Here is a 17,473-nt window from a genome sequence, read left to right as displayed (position 1 = left end):
AATTTGCTACATAAAAGATTTAAAATCATGCCTGTTTACGATCTCAAAAAAGACTTAAAGTCTCTGATAGACAAGGAAGAAAGCCTGACAGTTCTCAGGGCGATTAAAATTTTACTGGAGAAGCATCAACCTGATTGGTGGGAAGAAATAAGCGATGAAGAACGGTCAGAAATTAAAGAAAGCATAGAAGAAGCCAATCGTGGTGAGGTGATTCCTCATGATGAGGTAATGAAAAATCCGAAAAAATGGCTTTCGAAATAGTATGGACCATTAGGGCAGCTAAAGGTTATAGCCGTATCATCGAATATCTTGAAAAAAACTGGACAGATTAAGAAATTGCCACTTTTCAATCAGAGCTAACTGAATTTTTTGAACACCTAAAACATCACCCTGAATTATTAAAAGCAAGTAAGCAGTTCAAGAACATCCGACGAGGGCCGATAAATAGATATACAGTTATTACTTACCAAATTAAAGTGCGAAAAAAACAAATACAAGTACTTAATTTAATCAGTTCACGAGAAAAAAGATAGATTAAAAAACTAAGACAGCCAAAAATAGATATGAAAAAACTTTTTGCTACCCTAACGATATTGTTTTTCTTAATGTCGAACACCTCTTTGTGTCAATTAATCCAATTGTCACCAGATAATTATCTATTTGAAGATGCTAATGATACAGCAATTTTATCATTTGATTCTGCACGCTTTTCTACTAATGGTCATTATGCATTAATTCTAAAAGGGAAAAGGTTAAATGGAATTAAAATTTGTTATTGGAATTTATATGAAAGTGGAAATAACGAAGCAATATTAGATTATATCGTCATTATACAAGAAAAAGTGTTTGTGATTACTTATTTGAAAAATGAAAGAATAGGCACCTTAACCTATAAACAGAATAGTCATAGATTTCAATGGAACTACAAGCAAATTTATAATCTGGATGACTTTTTACAAGAGTTTGATTTATTCAATGTTCCATCTGATGATACTGAAAATTTAATCGTGAAATTTGATACAATTCAAACATCAAGAAAAATTCCTGATGAAAGAAGTTTAAATAAAATTGGCGATTCAATTAGTCATATAGCTTATAAAATAAATGCTAAATTCCATTATAATGATAGCTTGTTTTACACAAGAGAAATACTTTTTTTACCCGACCCCTCAGAAAATATGATATTCAATTTTGGTGCTGAGAATAATATTTATGATTACTTAAATTTAATTGAAAATCAAGTGTTGGATAAAAAGCATTCCGGTAATCAGTTTGGCAGGTTATTACTTGTGTTAGAAGATGCGTATTTTTTAAACTTCGATATTGATTCCATTATATTTTCCGGTTATGAAATAATAAATGTTGAAGGTGAATACAATGTAAGATCAATAGGAGGACGAGACCCTAATTCCAAAATCACTTTGTTAAATAAATTTAATTTTACGGAATAAAAGTTGAAAAGATCAGCATTTGCTATTTTTTCGTTTACGAGTTTTACAAAACCTGTATGTAATTTAGGTGGTTGGTGATAACACACAACCACGGCGGGTATCTACGCTTAGCATATTCTTCGCGCACCTTGCGGAATGTTTCCTTTTGAATGAAAGGAAAAAGTTTTTGTCTTGTTCATTTTGACACTTCAATACCAATCACTGTCGGAGCACCCTCACGTACAAAGCATAGTGATGTTTAGTTTGCTGCTTATGTCTCAACATAATTGTCAGTAAAAAGGTATCTTAGAAAATAGATTAAAAAATTTGTTAGATTTGTCTTGTGTAATGTATTACAGTGAAGCAGTGTAAATGAAGTTTTTTATTAAACCATCTTCATTTTTTGAAATTAGTTTTATAACTGAAGCGTTGTAATTATTGCATTATTTTTTTACTAAACATAGCATCATGAAGTCAATTTCAATTAATATAGAAAATCCGAAAGACTATCAATTGATTATTCAGTTGCTCAAAAGGCTTGGCATAAAAATACAGTCCATTGATAAAGAAAAGGAGCAGCATAAATCAATGCAAGCTCTTTATGACTTGCTTGACAGCGTAAAGGAAAATGAATTATTCAATGACATTGAAGATCCTTCTCAGTGGCAAAGGGATATAAGAAATGAGTGGAACTAAATTGTTGTTTGACAGTAATATTATTATCTATTTATCCAAAAAGCTTTTGGATGCAAGGGCTTTTACTAAGATTGAAGATGTTCCTTGCATTTCTGTCATTACTTATATGGAAGTTATGGGGTACAGATTTAAATATAAATCTGAAAAAGAATTTATTGAAAACTTTTGCACTATAGCTCATTTAATTGAATTAGATAAAAGTATCGTTACTAGAGTTGTTAAATTAAGATCTGAAAATAACATAAAGCTACCCGATGCAATAATAGCAGCAACAGCATTAGAAGCAAATATGACTTTGATTACACACAATGCATCCGACTTTAAAGGTATATCTGGTTTAAATCTTCTTGACCCTTTAAAAAAGTGAATACATGTTATTCGTAATAACACCTAAGCACGCTTTTAATACATACCCCTACACATAGCAGCCTTAGCGAATTCTTTGCACACCTTGCGGTTAAATACTACTTCCTGTCTCACACCCAACAACTCCTCACTTCACACTACATATAATTTATATTTATTTTTGTACCTTAGGGCGTTTTTAGTACTATTGTGATGATTTTCAGTTTAATTTAAAACCATTATCTCCTTGAATATTGGCAAGCTAAAGTCTTTTATTACTTCTAAGTTAGAAAAAGAATTACCTGAATATATCAGCTACCATGATGTGCAACATACGATAGATGTATTAAACACATGTAATGCCTATATCAGAAGAATGAAAATTGCAGAAAAAGATGCTTTTCTGCTCAGAACTGCCGCTTTATTGCATGATACAGGCTTTTTGTGGGGCTTTGAAAATCACGAAGAAAAAGGAATGGCATATACAAGAAAAATCCTGCCGGATTGGGGATATTCAAATCGTGATATTGACATTGTCTGTAAACTGATAAAAGCTACAGCCATACCGCAAAAACCTCAAAACACACTCGAAGAAATACTTTGTGATGCCGATCTGGATTACCTCGGCACAGATAAGTTTTATAAAATAGGGGAAAAGCTATACAGAGAGTTTATGCATTTTCAAATTGTAAAAAACAGGGAAGATTGGGATCGCTTACAGGTTAAATTCCTGCAATCGCATAGCTACTTTACAGCTTTTGCTAAAAAACACAGAGAACCGGTTAAACAAAAATATATAAATGAGATCATCCTGAAACATGGATGGAATTCACTATAAAGGGCTTCGGCAGTTTAGATTATTTTTATTTTAAAGCTATTTTTTCCTGTGCAAAATGCAACAGGCAAAACATTAAATCTGAGAATAAAATGACAGTATCAGAAAAGGTAAACTGGAACGATATTTTTTCTTTTAAATCCATTGCATTTACTGTGCTTGGGGTTTTGTGTGCACTCGTTGCCCTGAAAGGATTTATGATTCCCAATAATTTTTTGGATGGAGGCGTGACCGGGATTTCGATTTTAGTCTATAAAATTTTTGGAATTAATATCGGAATTGTTCTGTTTGTGCTGAACCTTCCTTTTCTGTTCATGGGCTATAAAAAAATGGGGAAAACCTTTGCCGTACAAGGGTTGATTGCCATTACCCTGCTGTGTATTTTGTTGGAAGTGGTAGAAGTACCCACAGTGACCAATGAAAAAATCCTCATCTCCATTTTCGGTGGCTTTTTGATTGGTTTGGGTATTGGTTTTATTATTAAAATCGGTGGAGTGATTGACGGTTTGGAAGTGATTGCTGAATACACTAATAAGAAATCCGGCTTTCAAACCACTGAAGTCATCATGCTGGTAAATTCCATCATCTTTCTTACAGCAGCATTCTATTTTGGCATAGAACCCGCCATGTATTCGATTCTTACTTACTTTACTGCCACAAAAACTGCTGACTATGTCGTGGATGGCTTTGAGTCTTATACGGCACTCACAATTATTTCAAAAGAACATGATGCCATTAAGTCAATCATTGTAAAAGATTTTAAAAAGGCCATTACCGTCTATAAAGGTGAGCGGGGATATCTGTATAACTCCTTTGACACCAAGCACGATTGCGATATTATTGTAACGGTAGTCACCAGGCTTGAGATTCACCGGATTAAGCAAGCAATTTTAGCAAAAGATCCTAAAGCCTTTTTCTATGTAGAAAATATCAAAGAAGTTGGCGGAGGTGTTGTAAAGCAAACCAAAAAACATTAGTTTGCTGTTTTTAAATAGATTTTGGACTAGGGAAAGTCATCAACACTTTACACTTCTTACTTAAAAGGATCAATTAAAAGAACTTTCCAGGCAGCTTCAATCTGATTATTTTTTATCAGCTCCTTCGCATATTTATGCAGGTGAAAACTTAGGGTTTCCGGATCATTTTTCAGTCTTTCAAAAGCATCTCTTAAGTAATCATCTGTTTGTATTTCATCAGAAGTAAGAGGTGTGGGTATTTTTTCAACATTTCCCAATTGGCCCAAGTCATTTCCGGATAAGATATGGCTATTTCTTATTTGCTCGGGAAGCATGTCTATACCAACCCCTAACTTGCTAAGGGGCTTCGGCACCTCAAATAAAGAGCTGCCATAAGCTTTGGTATAAAAATTTCCCCCCATTCTACCTACCAGATTTATTTTTTGAGGGTCTAACTGATGGTTTTCATTTAAAACTGATTCTGCCAAATGAATTTTTATGATTTCACAAATTACTAAGTTGCCTGCTCCGCCTTCTTTTCCAAGGTGAATCACATCCTTTACTTTGCATTCAAACTGTACCGGAGATTCTTTAACGCGGGGAGGTTTAATACGCTCTGACTCCAAAGGGGTGAAACCGGCTTTCACAAACTCATTTGTGCCCTTAGGATACTCCGTACTCGCCAATGATGTTTGATGAACCATGTCATAAGTAACAACATTTATACAAGCCTCCGGCACTTCCAAAACGTTTTCAAGCGTATGTTTGGTTGTATTGTCACGGACTCTTCTGGCCGGAGAAAAGATTAATGTGGGAGGATTAGCACTGAATCCGTTGAAAAAGCTGTAAGGCGACAAATTGATTTTACCATTTTTGTCAATGGTACTTACAAATGCTATTGGTCTTGGTGCAACAGCTCCAAGCATGTATGCATGTACTTTTGCAACGGATTCTTCTTCCGGATTAATGCTAATCATTTTCTTAAGTTTAAACGTTCTTTTTTCTGGCTAAAATAGAGAAATCATCTGCATCTTTTTTGATGGTATTTTTTAAAATTCCCAAACCATCAATTTCAAGTTCAACCTCATCTCCATCTTCCAACCACTGAGGTTTAAAGTTTTTATCTAAACGCAAGCCGGTTCCGTTTAATTCAAGAAAGCAGCCTGTGCCAACAGTTCCTGAACCTATAACATCTCCGGGTAGTATGTCAACACCATAAGAGACTCTTTCTATAATTTCTGCAAAAGTCCAGTCCATATCTTTCAGGTTGCCTTCAGAAACCTGTTTTCCATTTACACGACACTTCATGCCAAGCTTTAAGGCCAATCCTGTATGTCCTTTTTTAGGAGATGTTTTAAAGTCTTCCAGCTCGTCAGGAGTTACTAACCAGGGTCCTATGACAGTTGAAAAGTCTTTTCCTTTTGCAGGGCCTAAGTTTAGTTTCATTTCCTCCATTTGCAATAAACGGGCACTCATATCATTCATAATGGTAAACCCGGCAATGTATTGGTCTGCATCTTCAGCTCTTACATTTCTCCCTCTTTTTCCTATTACAATTGCTGCTTCAAGCTCAAAATCAAGTTTGTGAAAGTGATCTTCCATACAAACAATTTCTCCCGGACCTTCAATTGCATTATGATTGGTAAAGTAAAATACCGGATACTGATCATATTCGGGTATCATATCAACGCCTCTGTTTTTTCTGGCAGAAGCTACATGCTGACGAAAGGCATAAGCATCCCTGCAAGATGTAGGGTTAGGAACCGGAGATAATAATTTTAACTCTTTTATATTTCTGGGAGTTATATTTTTAATTTCTCCGGACTTAATTTTTTTATCATATTCTTTTGCTTTTTCCATTAACGGTTCTTCTCCGTTAAGAAACTCTGCCATAGTAGCAGGAAATGAATTGTCTAGTTGATCCAAATCATATACATCATCATCTACTAATATGGCTATCTGTGGCTTGTTCACTGAATTTTGGTAAGAGATTAATTTCATTATTTATAGTTTTTGGTTTTATGAATATACTTCTATTAACAGTATTAAATTCTTTGAGTTCTAAATTACATTTAAATCTTTGCCTACTTTAATAAAAGCACGAATGGATTTATCTAAATGCTCTTTTGTGTGAGCTGCTGAAATCTGAACTCTGATTCTTGCCTGTTCTTTCGGAACAACCGGATAGTAAAACCCGATAGCATAAACGCCTTCTTCTAAAAGTTTATCGGCAAATTTTTGGGAAAGCGGGGCATCGTACAACATGATTGGAACAATGGGGTGCTCGCCCGGCTTAACATCAAATCCGGCTTTTGAAATCTCACTTCTAAAGTATTTGGTATTAGATTCAAGGGTGTCTCTCAAAGCGGTGCTTTCATTAAGCAAATCAAGTACTTTTAAAGAGGCTCCGGTAATAGTTGGTGCCAATGTGTTTGAAAAAAGATAAGGCCTGGAGCGCTGTCTGAGGATATCAATGATTTCTTTTCTACCACTGGTAAAGCCTCCGCTTGCACCTCCAAGTGCTTTTCCCAGAGTGCTGGTAATAATATCTATTTTGCCCATAACATTCCGAAACTCATGGGTTCCCTTTCCGGTTTTACCTAAAAAGCCTGTTGCATGACATTCGTCTATCATTACAATAGCATCATATTTTTCTGCCAGAGCAACTATGCCTTCCAGATCGGCAATCGTTCCGTCCATACTAAAAACACCGTCGGTAACAATTATTCTGTTTCGCTGGCTCTGAGCTTTTTTTAATTGCTCTTCCAGGTCATTCATGTCATTGTTCTTGTATCTGTAACGCTGTGCTTTACACAGGCGGACACCGTCAATGATAGAGGCATGATTCAATTCATCGGAAATTATGGCATCTTCAGCCGTAAAAAGGGGTTCAAAAACACCTCCGTTAGCATCAAAAGCAGCGGCATAAAGTATAGTGTCTTCCGTGCCGAGAAACTCAGAGATTTTCTTTTCAAGCTGTTTATGAATATCCTGCGTTCCGCAAATGAACCGAACAGATGACATTCCAAAACCATGACTATTCAGGGTGTCTTTAGCTGCCTTAATAACCTCCGGGTGAGAGGATAAACCCAAATAATTATTAGCACACATATTTATCACTGAACTACCGTCCTGTAGTTTAATTTCAGCGCTTTGCGGTGAGTGAATAACTCTTTCTTTTTTGTATAGTCCGGCAGCCTCTATTTCTCTAATTTCTTCCTGCAGCCTTTGTTGAAGATTTTTGTACATAAGTCTTTAATTCGTTTAAAATGCTGCTAAATTACGGTTTTCGATATACAATAACAATTTTTATAGATAAGGGGTTGAGAAATACTTCAAATTTTACTTTTTGTGAAAGGCAGAAGCTTTTGTGATGGTGCTTTCCCCATACTTTTCACGGATTTTATCCATGCTTTTTGTTAAGTTGTCATACTGTGTTGTATTGTTTTGCTCATCAAAAAGACCCAATTGAACCGCATTATTATTTAAATCCCCTAGTCTTACTCCAATTAATCGGATTAATGACTTTTTATCGTAAAGCATATAAAAAAGCTTTTTTGCTAAAGGCGTTAGTGACCTTTCATCAATCAGTCTGTCAATTTTAGTTTGCTTGGAAAATGTTGAAAAATCAGCATAGCGCACTTTAACCGTTAAGGTTTCAGGATAAAGACCCTTTTTTCGTAAACGATAACAGAGTTTCAAAACCATAGCGGTAAGATATACCTCCATTTTTTTTAAATCTCTGCTGTCTTCTTCAAAAGTAGATTCCGTTGAAATAGATTTTCTTTCATTGTGTTGAATAACCGGACTATTATCTTCTCCTCTGGCTTTTTTCAGTAAAAAATAACCCTGATTACCAAAATGGTTCACCAAAAGTGATTCGGGTGTGTTTCTCAAGTCTTTTATTGTAAAAATATCAAGTGCATTTAAAGCAAAAGTTGTTTTTTCACCTATGCCGGGGATTTTTTTAACGACTAATGGGTCTAAAAAGTCCTGTACGTCAGCTCTTTCAACATGTTTTTGACCGTTGGGCTTTGCAAAGCCGGTGGTGATTTTAGCCACCATTTTATTAATTGACATACCAAAAGAAATTGGTAGTCCTGTTTTTTTAATAATTTCTTTTCTCAATTCCGTCGCCCATTTATAGGCTCCAATAACTTTGTCCATGCCCGTTAAGTCCAGATAAAATTCATCAATTGAAGATTTTTGATACAATGGAGCTTTTTCATCTATAATTTCAGTAATCACATTTGAATAATAGCTGTAATCAGAACTATTCCCCGACACTAAAATTGCCTCGGGGCATAAGCTGACAGCTCTTTGAACAGGCATGGCAGAGTGAACCCCAAACTTGCGGGCTTCATAACTACAGGAAGCAACAACGCCCCTTTTTCCGCCACCCACTATAACCGGTTTATTGTTTAAGCCCGGATCTTTTAAACGCTCAACAGACACAAAAAAAGCATCTAAATCAATATGAACAATTGTTCTTTCCATATACCAAAGCTAAATATTTTAGTAATAAAACAAAAATTATAGTAAACATCTTTTCGTTTAATTCTGTTACAAAAAGTATCTTTGTGGGAACCAATTATATATGGAAGCAATTTTAGAAACATCTTTTTTCGAATTTGCAATAATTTTAATCTTTGCTGCTGTTCTCGGAGGCATTGGTCAAATGTTAAGGCAGCCTTTGATTGTAATGTTCATTTTGCTGGGTATTTTATTAGGTCCATCTGTTTTAGATTTAATAAAATCAGAAGAGGAAATTAATTTACTGGCGGAAATGGGTATTGCCGTGTTGTTGTTTGTAGTGGGTTTAAAACTGGATTTAAAACTCATAAAGTCTACCGGTAAAATTGCATTATTAACAGGCTTGGGGCAGGTGTTTTTTACCTCATTTTTCGGTTTTTTTATTGGACAGTTACTCGGCTATTCTGTTATTGCTTCAACCTATATAGCAATTGCATTAACCTTTTCAAGCACGATTATCATTGTAAAGCTTTTATCTGATAAAAAAGAAATTGATGCTCTGCACGGTCAAATTGCCCTTGGTTTTCTCATTGTTCAGGACATAGTGGTTGTATTATTAATGATAGTGCTCTCAGCTATGGGTAAAACCGGTGAAGGGCATGTGGCCTGGGATGTGGTTTTAGTCGTTTTAAAAGGCTTGGGGCTACTTGGCGGGATTGGTTTATTGATGAAGTTTGTCTTGCCGTATTTGGTTATGAAACTGGCAAAATCTACTGAACTTTTGCTTTTATTTGCTATTTCATGGGCTATTGGCTTAGCTGCTTTCAGTGATTATATTGGTTTTAGCAGTGAAGTAGGGGCATTTTTAGGTGGGATTTCCTTAGCATCAACACCATTTAGAGAAAACTTAAGCAACCGCTTAGTCAGTATCAGAGATTTTTTACTTTTATTCTTCTTTATACATTTAGGCTCCGGTTTGGATTTATCCCTATTGGGAGATCAGGTTCTGCCGGCTACCTTATTTTCGGTTTTTGTTTTAGTTGGTAATCCCCTGATTGTAATGATTATAATGGGCTATATGGGTTATAGGCGTAGGACATCTTTTTTGGCCGGATTGACCGTTGCTCAAATCAGTGAATTCTCTTTAATATTTGCTGCCTTAGGCATGAGCTTGGGGCATATAGATGAGCAAATAACCGGTTTGATAACTATGGTTGGGTTAATTACTATAGGTATTTCTACATACCTGATTTTATATTCACATCAAATTTTTGAAAAAATATCGCCCGTATTGAAAATTTTTGAAAGGAAAAAACCATATCGTGAGAATAACCTAAAAGACATAGAGAAAGAGAGCTTTGATGTGATTTTGTTTGGCCTGGGAAGATATGGCAGTCAAATTTTACAGCATTTGAAAAGTGAGGGATATAAAGTTTTGGGGATAGATTTTGACCCGGAAATCTCAAAACAAAAAAATGACAAAGGTAGCACTATGATATATGGTGACATTGAAGATCCTGAAATATTGGAAAGCATTCCAACTGATGGGGTAAAGTTTATGATTAGCAGCATAAATGACCAATACAGTTCTGCTTGCTTAGCAAAATGTGCGCAGAAAAAAGGATTTAAAGGCAAGCTTATTGCAACAGCTTACCGGAGGGCAGAAGTTGAGCCTTTGAAGGAAAGGGGGTTTGATATGGTTTTGGTTCCCTTTACCGATTCGGCTCTGTCTGTTCATGATAAACTTCAGGATTTAGAGAAAGCAAACTCTTAAGTCTTTGATGAAAATTAATATTGAAAATTTGGTAGAATTTCAAATGACTGACTGATTTGATAACCCTTTTCGTCTATTAAAGTAAGATTGTGTTTACCGGGTTTTGGTTGTAAAGACATTTTGTGAAAATGTTTAGTAGTACCAAGGAATTCATTATTTAAATGCCAGTAAATATTTACCCCTGCTAACTGATGTGTTGCTTCAAAAATCACGGACTCCTGATTTCCATCTACCTCCAAAGGAATTAAAATATTGGGCCGATGTCTCGGGTAAATAAGGCCTATCATTTTTTCAGATTCAGAAGAATGGCGACAATCCTGATGTAGTGGAGGAAGCGGTTTGTAAGAAGCATTAGACATCCTGAAATAATGTGCCATAGCAGGAGGCAAAACAAACCAGGACTTTTGAATTATTTCATTTATATCTTTGCAGCCGGCATTTATCTGCCAATTTTCATCCATATCGGTATGCACAATTCTGTGATAGGGACAAACAGAACTTTTACGTCCTCCCGGAGGCACTAACGTCTTTTCATACGACTCACAAGCCATGCCCGCTTTAAAGCCGCTTTTTGTGCAGACATTCATTTCAATTAAGTCATCATGAGGAGTTCTGAACCAGGAATTACCTGAACCTAATAAATGAAACACATTAAACATAAGAGGTGCAGCAGCTTCAATGCCTATAATCCCGGGCCGCCCTTCTCCATCGGCATTTCCAACCCACACAGCCACAACATATTCCGGAGTGATTCCCACGGACCAGGCATCTCTGAAACCAAAACTGGTACCGGTTTTCCAGGCGATTTTTTGATTCGGTTTGGTAAAAAGCCAGCCCGTTTCACTTTGAGGTCTTTCCACATGCAGCAAAGCTTCCATAGTGTGCCATACAGCCCCGGCTTCTAACACAGAAGTATTGCTATATGTATTGCTTTTTGAATCTTCAAAAGTATAGCTGAGTGGCCGGAACAGGTTTTCTGAATACTTGCCGGAGTGGGGATGGTACTCATTCAGCAATCTACTCATCCCGGTATAAATTGAAGCTACATCCTCAAGAGTTCCTTCTGCACCACCGAGAGCTAAGGTCAATCCGTAGTGCCCCGGCGGTTGATCGAGTGAAAGAAATCCGGTTTCTTCCAAAACAGCATAAAATTTTTCTACTCCAAAAGCTCTTAACATTCGCACAGCCGGAACGTTCAGGGATCTTGCCAAGGCCTTATAAGCCGGCACGGCTCCTTCATATTCAAGATTAAAATTTTGAGGTGAATAGCTGCCTATTTGAGTAGGGATATCAGCAATCAGACTTTCCGGAAGTATGTCTCCCTCGGTTAACATAGCCGCATACAAAACCGGCTTTAAAACGCTTCCGGTACTTCTTTTCGCACGGACTAAATCAAGCTGATTTCCTGAAACAAGCTGATTGGCTTCGGGAACATTGCCGGTATACGCTAAATACTGTCCGGTGTTTACATCAGCAACAACCACTGCTAAATGCTTAATGTGATTGTGTTTTAATTTGCCGGCATGCACTTTTGCTAAATTGTTCACTTTTGATTGTAAGTCAAAATCAATGGTTGTTCTCAGGCGGTATTGTTTTTTCCCAAACTCTGACTTAGCTCTGTGTAAAAGCTGAGGGCTTATTTGGGGAAGGCTTTTCGGTTTTTCCGGAAGAGGTTCTTCTATAAATAAAGAATAACTTAATGAATCAAAATGCTCTTTTTTATAAAGCCTGTAAAGAAGACTATTCCGCTTATTTTTCAAATGCGCTCTGTTTCTCCCGGGATGTATAACCGATGGGTTATTTGGCAAAACGGCAAGCGTTGCTGCTTCTGCCCAGCTCAGGTCTTCAGGAGGCCTTCCAAAATAACGCCACGAAGCAGCTTCAAGACCAACTACATTTCCGCCAAAAGGAGCATGAGTAGCATAAAGGTTGAGAATTTCTGATTTTGAGTACCTTAATTCTATGCGTAATGCCAGTAATGTTTCTATGGATTTATCCCAAACTGTACGACCGGGTGACTTCCTGGACAGTCTTGCCAGTTGCATACTGATAGTGCTCCCTCCACTGACGATTTTCTTATTTTTTACATTCTCTCTTACTGCCCTTACAATTGCAATTGGGTCAATTCCAAAGTGGTAATAAAAACGTTTATCTTCAAACTCAATCAGTGCATGTAAAAACTTATCCGGAATGTTTTCAGGTGGAGGAAACCGCCATTGTTCATCAGATGCAATTAGTGCCCCCATTAAATTTCCTTCTCTGCTTTCCAGTATAAAAGAGTATTCTTTTTCAAACAGATTTTCAGGCAGAGAAAACCACCACCATCCTAAAAAGAGGACTACAGAGCTTAGGCCTAAAAGTTTTACAAGTTTATATTTCCCGAAAATTTTCATAAATAAAAAATCAGTATAAAGATAAATCTTCGAAGGTACACATTCTCTATTTTGCGGTGAAATGATGTAAATACATAGCTGGAAAAGCACTATAAGCATTCACTATATAAAAAGCCTTGATGGAATGCATCTTATTATGTGACGACTTGCACACAAAACAGTGAGTTTTTTTTTGGAAATGTTGTGGATAGGAAAATGAATTTGTTAATTGACAAACCGATTGATGGTGGCTTATGATCGGCGATTTAATTTGTACAACGATGGAAACGATGACGGACACATCGACGCATCGTAGAGACGCGATTAATCGCGTCTCTACTTTTTACAACACCTAACTACTAATCTATGAGAGGACTCTTGAAATATTACGGAATTGAACGCATTTATATTCTTGGAGCAGGATTTTCTCGACCAGCAGGACTACCGTTAACCTGCGACTTAATTAAGGAAGTCCATAAAAAATCTGGAACTAAACCGTGGCTCTTAGGTAACAATAAATCAGCAGAGTGGGGTCAGGCTGATTGGCTTATTGATGAACTAAGGTATTACTATCCAACTACTCGAATCAATCATAAAAGAATATTAGAAAACAAGCTACCTATAGACATTGAAGAGTTTCTATCATATGTTGCAGCGTCTTCAGCTTTCATTGAAAACACTAATGAAAGATGGAGTGACCATGGAAGCAAATTCCAAAGTTTTATCAAACAGTGGTTAGCTGAAGTTATCTATGATCATCAGGTTCAAATTGAACCCAAACAGCAAGAGCTATACAATCAGTTTGCCAAGAATCTTAAAAAGTCTTTAATTATTACTTTTAACTGGGATACTATACTTGAAGATACATTAAGAGAACTAGAAATCCCATTTGCTTATGATTTGAACACAGCTATTGAAACTGAATGTTTAGCTTTGATTAAGATGCATGGATCGATAGACTGTTTTAAACCAAGAGATTATAATTATAGAAATCTTGGGAAACAAAAATTCTTGCCTTTATCTAAAAGTATTTCAAATATGTATAGGTATGAAGGTGATATACAAGACTGCTTTAATAATCATATGACTCCTTACATAATCACTCCCAACTTTGACAAACTTAGCCAACTAAAGAATTTTTGGAGACTTATGGAGCATGCCTTGGATATATCTACAGGACGAATTGGAAGTAGTAATAATTGGGTTTAGCATGAGAAAAGATGATTTTCATACTAGAGCTTTTATTTATCCACAGTTAGTAAATGGTACAAGAAAAAATGACATAAAAATTAAGGTAATTGACTTAGGACAGAATGTGAAACAGCAAAAAAGAATTCAAAAAAATTATAAAGGAATGAAGAATGTAGAATTCTCTTTTGATGGATTTAACATAGATAGTTTGAAATGGCTAAAAAATGATATAGATGTTAACTAATTTTGTGAGAGAAAGGTTCTATAGGTCAAGAAAATCATTGGTGCTTAGAATAATACTTTTAGCACATATCCGTATCATCGTAGAGACGCGATTAATCGCGTCTCTACTACAATCAGGGAAATAAATTTCAGGATTTCGAAAAATTAGAAGAAATTGCATTGAAAGAAGCAAATGAAAAATATTAAATTCAGGTATAATTTTCTTTTGTGAAATACGAAAGCAGTTGCATTCATTTTTTAGTTACGATAACTTTAATTTCCATGAAAAAAACGAAATATTTATTTTTCATATTGGGTTTAGTTTGTTCGATAACCAGCTTTAATAATGTTTTTAGCCAATCCATAATCGATGAGTTTTTTTCAGAAAGCTCTAAAGCTATCATAGAGGAGTACACTCAAAAAGCAAAAAACAGCTTGACTGTTAAAGAAGTTGATACAATTGTTTTCCCGGGTTTTATTCAAGACACTTTTGATATTGATACAACACAATTTATTTTTTTACCAATAATAAATACCCATATCATTTACAATGCATTTTCCGAAATAAAAGTGAGCAAAATTAATGAGCTTGTATTATCAGAGGTTCTACTACTTTCTAAAAAGTCGAATAAAATAGTAGGGTCTAGCAGATTCTGTAAAAGTGGTAACATTTCACATGTTTTTTTTAATAGCAGGTATGGAATAAGTACACTTCCATGTAGGTCAGACAATCGATTATCTTATGTTCAGCAACATTGTTTTCGTAAATTCGCTAATCATTTTTCAAAAAATGGGTACGGATTTTATTTTAAGGTTTATGAAACCGGAAGCTTATATTATGTTAAAAATAGTAATGAGTTCCCTATACTAATTTGTAATTAGCAACTAGCTGTATAAGTCATAACCAAACCCTCATCTTAAGACATCTCTCAAGATATGTAACCTTCATCGTTATTCATCCATCAACCATTCAAAATCAATTCTGCGTTTTTTTAGCGAGGTGTCAATTAATTTTACTCTGACATCATCTCCAAGCCTTAGCTTTTGGCCGGTTGAAGGAGAAGTTAAACTATAATCATCCGTATCAAAAACGAAATCTTGCTGAAGGCTGTCAATATCTACAAAGCCCTCACATTTGTTTTCAGCTAATTCTACAAAAAATCCTCTGGCAATAACTCCTGATATTACTCCATCAAAGCTTTCGCCTATTTTATTCATCATAAACTGAACTTGCTTATATTTTATGGATTCCCATTCAGCCTGCATGGCATTTCGTTCTTTGAATGAGGAGTGTTTACAAATATCTTCCAGCAGGGACTGCTCATAATATGCTTCTTTTTTAGTCAGAAAGTGGTCAATAATACGATGCACAACCAAATCCGGATAACGTCGAATCGGAGAAGTGAAATGGGTGTAAAAATCAAAGGCTAAGCCATAATGACCAATATTTTTAGTGGTATATGCAGCTTTTGCCATTGACCGAATGGCTAATTGTTCAAGTATATTTTGCTCTTTTCGACCTTTAATTTTTCCAAGGAGGATGTTCAGTGAAGCAGAGATTTGCTCAGGGTTAGAGAATTTTACATGATGCCCAAATTTGGCCGCCATTGCTGAGAATGTTTCAAGTTTTCCTAAATCCGGCGCATCGTGTATGCGGTAGACAAAGGGTATTGGAGATTTTCCGGCTACTAATTTAGACATATAGCGGGCGGTGGTTTTATTTGCCAAAAGCATAAAGTCTTCTACAAGTAAATGCGCATCTTTTCTTTCTTTTGTTTTGACACCAATTGGAAAGTTATCTTCATTTAACTCAAACTGCACTTCCGGCTTATCAAAATTTATAGACCCTTCATTAAATCTATTTTTTCTTAGTAATTGAGCGATTTCATTCAACAGGTTTAATTCAGGGGCAAATTTTCCTTTCTTCTTTTCGATAATTTCCTGAGCATCTTCATAGGTAAATCTTTTGTCCGAATGAATAATTGTTTTGCTAATTTGAAAGTTTTTGACTTCTGCCTTTGTCGTAATTTCAAAAATCACAGAAAAAGCCATTCTGTCTTCGTTGGGACGTAAAGAGCATAGATGATTGGAAATGCGTTCAGGCAGCATAGGACAAACCCTGCCTACTAAATATACAGATGTTGAACGCTCCAGAGCTTCATCATCTAATTTGGTGCCTGACTGCACAAAGTGGCTGACATCGGCAATGTGAACCCCGATTTCGTAATTTCCGTTTTTCAGCTTTTGAACCGAAAGGGCATCGTCAAAATCTTTGGCATCTGCCGGGTCAATCGTAAAAGTCAATGGTTTTCTGTAATCTAATCTTTTTGAAATTTCTGATTCCGGTATATAATCCGGAAAATCATCAGCCTCTTTCATTACTTCTTTTGAAAATTGCAGGTTAAAGCCTTTTTCAATTAAAATAGTTTTCATTTCTACTTCATCGGCTCCGGCCTTACCCATACTTTCCACCACTATACCTATAGGGCTGCTGTCCAGACTGCCCCAATCTTCTATTTTAACTATTACTTTCTCCCCATTTTTGGCGTCATTTAAATTCTTTTTAGGAATAAAAATATCAAAATTAATCCTCGGGTCATCGATGATTAAAAACGCATAGTGATCATGCTTTTGGATTGTACCAAAAAATTGAGTTCTGAATCTTTGGGTTATCTCAATAACTTTACCTTCGGCTCTCCCTCTTTTATTTACTTTGGTAATAGCAACAAGCACCTCATCATTATCCATGGCTCTGTTGAGGTTTTCTGTCCGGATGTAAATGTCGTTTTCTGTGTCCTCCGATATAATAAAAGCATGACCGTGTTGAGTCATATCAACCTTTCCCTTTATCAAATTATCTGATGTTGTTTTTTTCGTTTGGCTTTGATTTTGGTTTTTATTTTTCTCAACAAGTCTGAACTTCTTAGCCGATAATTTTTCTATTTTATTGTTTTTATCTAAAACTTTTACTGCCAAATCAATTTCATCAAGTGTGTAAGGCGGGATAAATTTATCATATAGCTGCTTGATTGAATATTTTTTCTTTTTTCTTTGGATGATAAACTCCCAAATTACATTTTCAGGTGTTTTTTTCTTCTTTTTTCCCATATTTGTTTTTTTGTCAACCTGTTTTACAGGCATCTTTTTTAAAGATATGATTTTAAATAGATTTTTATTGA

The 17,473-nt window shown here is 35.7% G+C and carries 16 protein-coding genes; 10 read left to right on the top strand and 6 right to left on the bottom strand.

Annotation, left to right across the window (positions count from 1 at the left end):
* Positions 1-27: 27 nt before the first annotated feature.
* The 6 genes from EA412_08470 (at position 28) to EA412_08445 (ending at position 4,283) form a co-directional block, all read left to right on the top strand.
* Positions 28-261 (top strand): hypothetical protein, encoded by a 234-nt coding sequence (locus EA412_08470; protein TVR78461.1) that lies wholly within the window; start codon positions 28-30, stop codon positions 259-261.
* A 377-nt stretch (positions 262-638) separates the two neighbouring features.
* The gene (locus tag EA412_08465; protein ID TVR78460.1) at positions 639-1,451 is read left to right on the top strand and encodes a hypothetical protein; all 813 of its coding nucleotides are present in this window, start codon (positions 639-641) and stop codon (positions 1,449-1,451) included.
* 447 nt (positions 1,452-1,898) lie between these two features.
* A complete protein-coding gene (locus EA412_08460; protein TVR78459.1) occupies positions 1,899-2,126 on the top strand; it encodes a hypothetical protein in 228 nt (75 codons plus the stop codon).
* Complete coding sequence (locus tag EA412_08455; protein ID TVR78458.1) at positions 2,113-2,493, top strand: type II toxin-antitoxin system VapC family toxin; 381 nt, start codon at positions 2,113-2,115, stop codon at positions 2,491-2,493. The genes EA412_08460 and EA412_08455 overlap by 14 nt, the downstream gene beginning before the upstream one ends.
* A 216-nt stretch (positions 2,494-2,709) precedes the next feature.
* Positions 2,710-3,309, top strand: coding sequence for an HD domain-containing protein (locus EA412_08450; GenBank protein TVR78457.1), 600 nt, complete (start codon positions 2,710-2,712; stop codon positions 3,307-3,309).
* 89 nt (positions 3,310-3,398) lie between these two features.
* Positions 3,399-4,283, top strand: coding sequence for a YitT family protein (locus tag EA412_08445; GenBank protein ID TVR78564.1), 885 nt, complete (start codon positions 3,399-3,401; stop codon positions 4,281-4,283).
* Between the two features lie 56 nt (positions 4,284-4,339).
* Here EA412_08445 and EA412_08440 read toward each other — a convergent pair whose 3' ends face one another.
* From EA412_08440 to EA412_08425, 4 genes are all read right to left on the bottom strand, one after another.
* Complete coding sequence (locus EA412_08440; protein ID TVR78456.1) at positions 4,340-5,239, bottom strand: flavin reductase family protein; 900 nt, start codon at positions 5,237-5,239, stop codon at positions 4,340-4,342.
* 10 nt (positions 5,240-5,249) lie between these two features.
* Complete coding sequence (locus EA412_08435) at positions 5,250-6,263, bottom strand: fumarylacetoacetate hydrolase family protein (GenBank protein TVR78455.1); 1,014 nt, start codon at positions 6,261-6,263, stop codon at positions 5,250-5,252.
* 60 nt (positions 6,264-6,323) lie between these two features.
* Entirely contained in the window at positions 6,324-7,511 is a 1,188-nt protein-coding gene (kbl, locus tag EA412_08430; GenBank protein TVR78454.1) for a glycine C-acetyltransferase, read from the bottom strand.
* A 93-nt stretch (positions 7,512-7,604) separates the two neighbouring features.
* On the bottom strand, positions 7,605-8,759 hold the full coding sequence (locus EA412_08425) for a DNA polymerase IV (GenBank protein ID TVR78453.1): 1,155 nt from the start codon (positions 8,757-8,759) through the stop codon (positions 7,605-7,607).
* A 100-nt stretch (positions 8,760-8,859) separates the two neighbouring features.
* Here EA412_08425 and EA412_08420 point away from each other — a divergent pair, with 100 nt between their 5' ends.
* On the top strand, positions 8,860-10,509 hold the full coding sequence (locus EA412_08420) for a sodium:proton exchanger (protein TVR78452.1): 1,650 nt from the start codon (positions 8,860-8,862) through the stop codon (positions 10,507-10,509).
* A gap of 14 nt (positions 10,510-10,523) precedes the next feature.
* On the opposite strand, the gene pbpC is transcribed toward EA412_08420, so the two are convergent.
* Positions 10,524-13,001 carry a penicillin-binding protein 1C gene (gene pbpC, locus EA412_08415; GenBank protein ID TVR78451.1) on the bottom strand — a complete coding sequence of 826 codons (2,478 nt, stop codon included), beginning with the start codon at positions 12,999-13,001 and terminating at the stop codon, positions 10,524-10,526.
* Positions 13,002-13,247: 246 nt separating this feature from the next.
* Between pbpC and EA412_08410 the strand changes: the two genes are divergently transcribed.
* The 3 genes from EA412_08410 to EA412_08400 all read left to right on the top strand — a co-directional run bounded on the left by EA412_08410 (position 13,248) and on the right by EA412_08400 (position 15,176).
* Entirely contained in the window at positions 13,248-14,090 is an 843-nt protein-coding gene (locus tag EA412_08410) for a hypothetical protein (GenBank protein TVR78450.1), read from the top strand.
* Position 14,091: 1 nt separating this feature from the next.
* A complete protein-coding gene (locus tag EA412_08405; GenBank protein ID TVR78449.1) occupies positions 14,092-14,316 on the top strand; it encodes a hypothetical protein in 225 nt (74 codons plus the stop codon).
* Between the two features lie 260 nt (positions 14,317-14,576).
* Entirely contained in the window at positions 14,577-15,176 is a 600-nt protein-coding gene (locus EA412_08400; protein TVR78448.1) for a hypothetical protein, read from the top strand.
* A gap of 69 nt (positions 15,177-15,245) precedes the next feature.
* On the opposite strand, the gene rnr is transcribed toward EA412_08400, so the two are convergent.
* Entirely contained in the window at positions 15,246-17,435 is a 2,190-nt protein-coding gene (gene rnr, locus EA412_08395; protein ID TVR78447.1) for a ribonuclease R, read from the bottom strand.
* Positions 17,436-17,473: the final 38 nt, after the last annotated feature.

It is taken from the genome of Chitinophagaceae bacterium, from assembly GCA_007695095.1.
GTDB lineage: Bacteria > Bacteroidota > Bacteroidia > Chitinophagales > REEL01 > REEL01.
Note: the sequence above shows the minus strand (reverse complement) of the source record. Positions and strands in the feature narration are given on the sequence as shown.

Bases quoted from the DNA above. Each gene is read 5' to 3' on its own strand.
- EA412_08470 (TVR78461.1), top strand. From the start codon at position 28: ATGCCTGTTTACGATCTCAAAAAAGACTTAAAGTCTCTGATAGACAAG.
- EA412_08460 (TVR78459.1), top strand. From the start codon at position 1,899: ATGAAGTCAATTTCAATTAATATAGAAAATCCGAAAGACTATCAATTG.
- EA412_08455 (TVR78458.1), top strand. From the start codon at position 2,113: ATGAGTGGAACTAAATTGTTGTTTGACAGTAATATTATTATCTATTTA.
- EA412_08445 (TVR78564.1), top strand. From the start codon at position 3,399: ATGACAGTATCAGAAAAGGTAAACTGGAACGATATTTTTTCTTTTAAA.
- EA412_08440 (TVR78456.1), bottom strand. From the start codon at position 5,239: ATGATTAGCATTAATCCGGAAGAAGAATCCGTTGCAAAAGTACATGCA.
- EA412_08435 (TVR78455.1), bottom strand. From the start codon at position 6,263: ATGAAATTAATCTCTTACCAAAATTCAGTGAACAAGCCACAGATAGCC.
- kbl (TVR78454.1), bottom strand. From the start codon at position 7,511: ATGTACAAAAATCTTCAACAAAGGCTGCAGGAAGAAATTAGAGAAATA.
- EA412_08425 (TVR78453.1), bottom strand. From the start codon at position 8,759: ATGGAAAGAACAATTGTTCATATTGATTTAGATGCTTTTTTTGTGTCT.
- EA412_08420 (TVR78452.1), top strand. From the start codon at position 8,860: ATGGAAGCAATTTTAGAAACATCTTTTTTCGAATTTGCAATAATTTTA.
- pbpC (TVR78451.1), bottom strand. From the start codon at position 13,001: ATGCTTATAGTGCTTTTCCAGCTATGTATTTACATCATTTCACCGCAA.
- EA412_08410 (TVR78450.1), top strand. From the start codon at position 13,248: ATGAGAGGACTCTTGAAATATTACGGAATTGAACGCATTTATATTCTT.
- EA412_08405 (TVR78449.1), top strand. From the start codon at position 14,092: ATGAGAAAAGATGATTTTCATACTAGAGCTTTTATTTATCCACAGTTA.
- EA412_08400 (TVR78448.1), top strand. From the start codon at position 14,577: ATGAAAAAAACGAAATATTTATTTTTCATATTGGGTTTAGTTTGTTCG.
- rnr (TVR78447.1), bottom strand. From the start codon at position 17,435: ATGCCTGTAAAACAGGTTGACAAAAAAACAAATATGGGAAAAAAGAAG.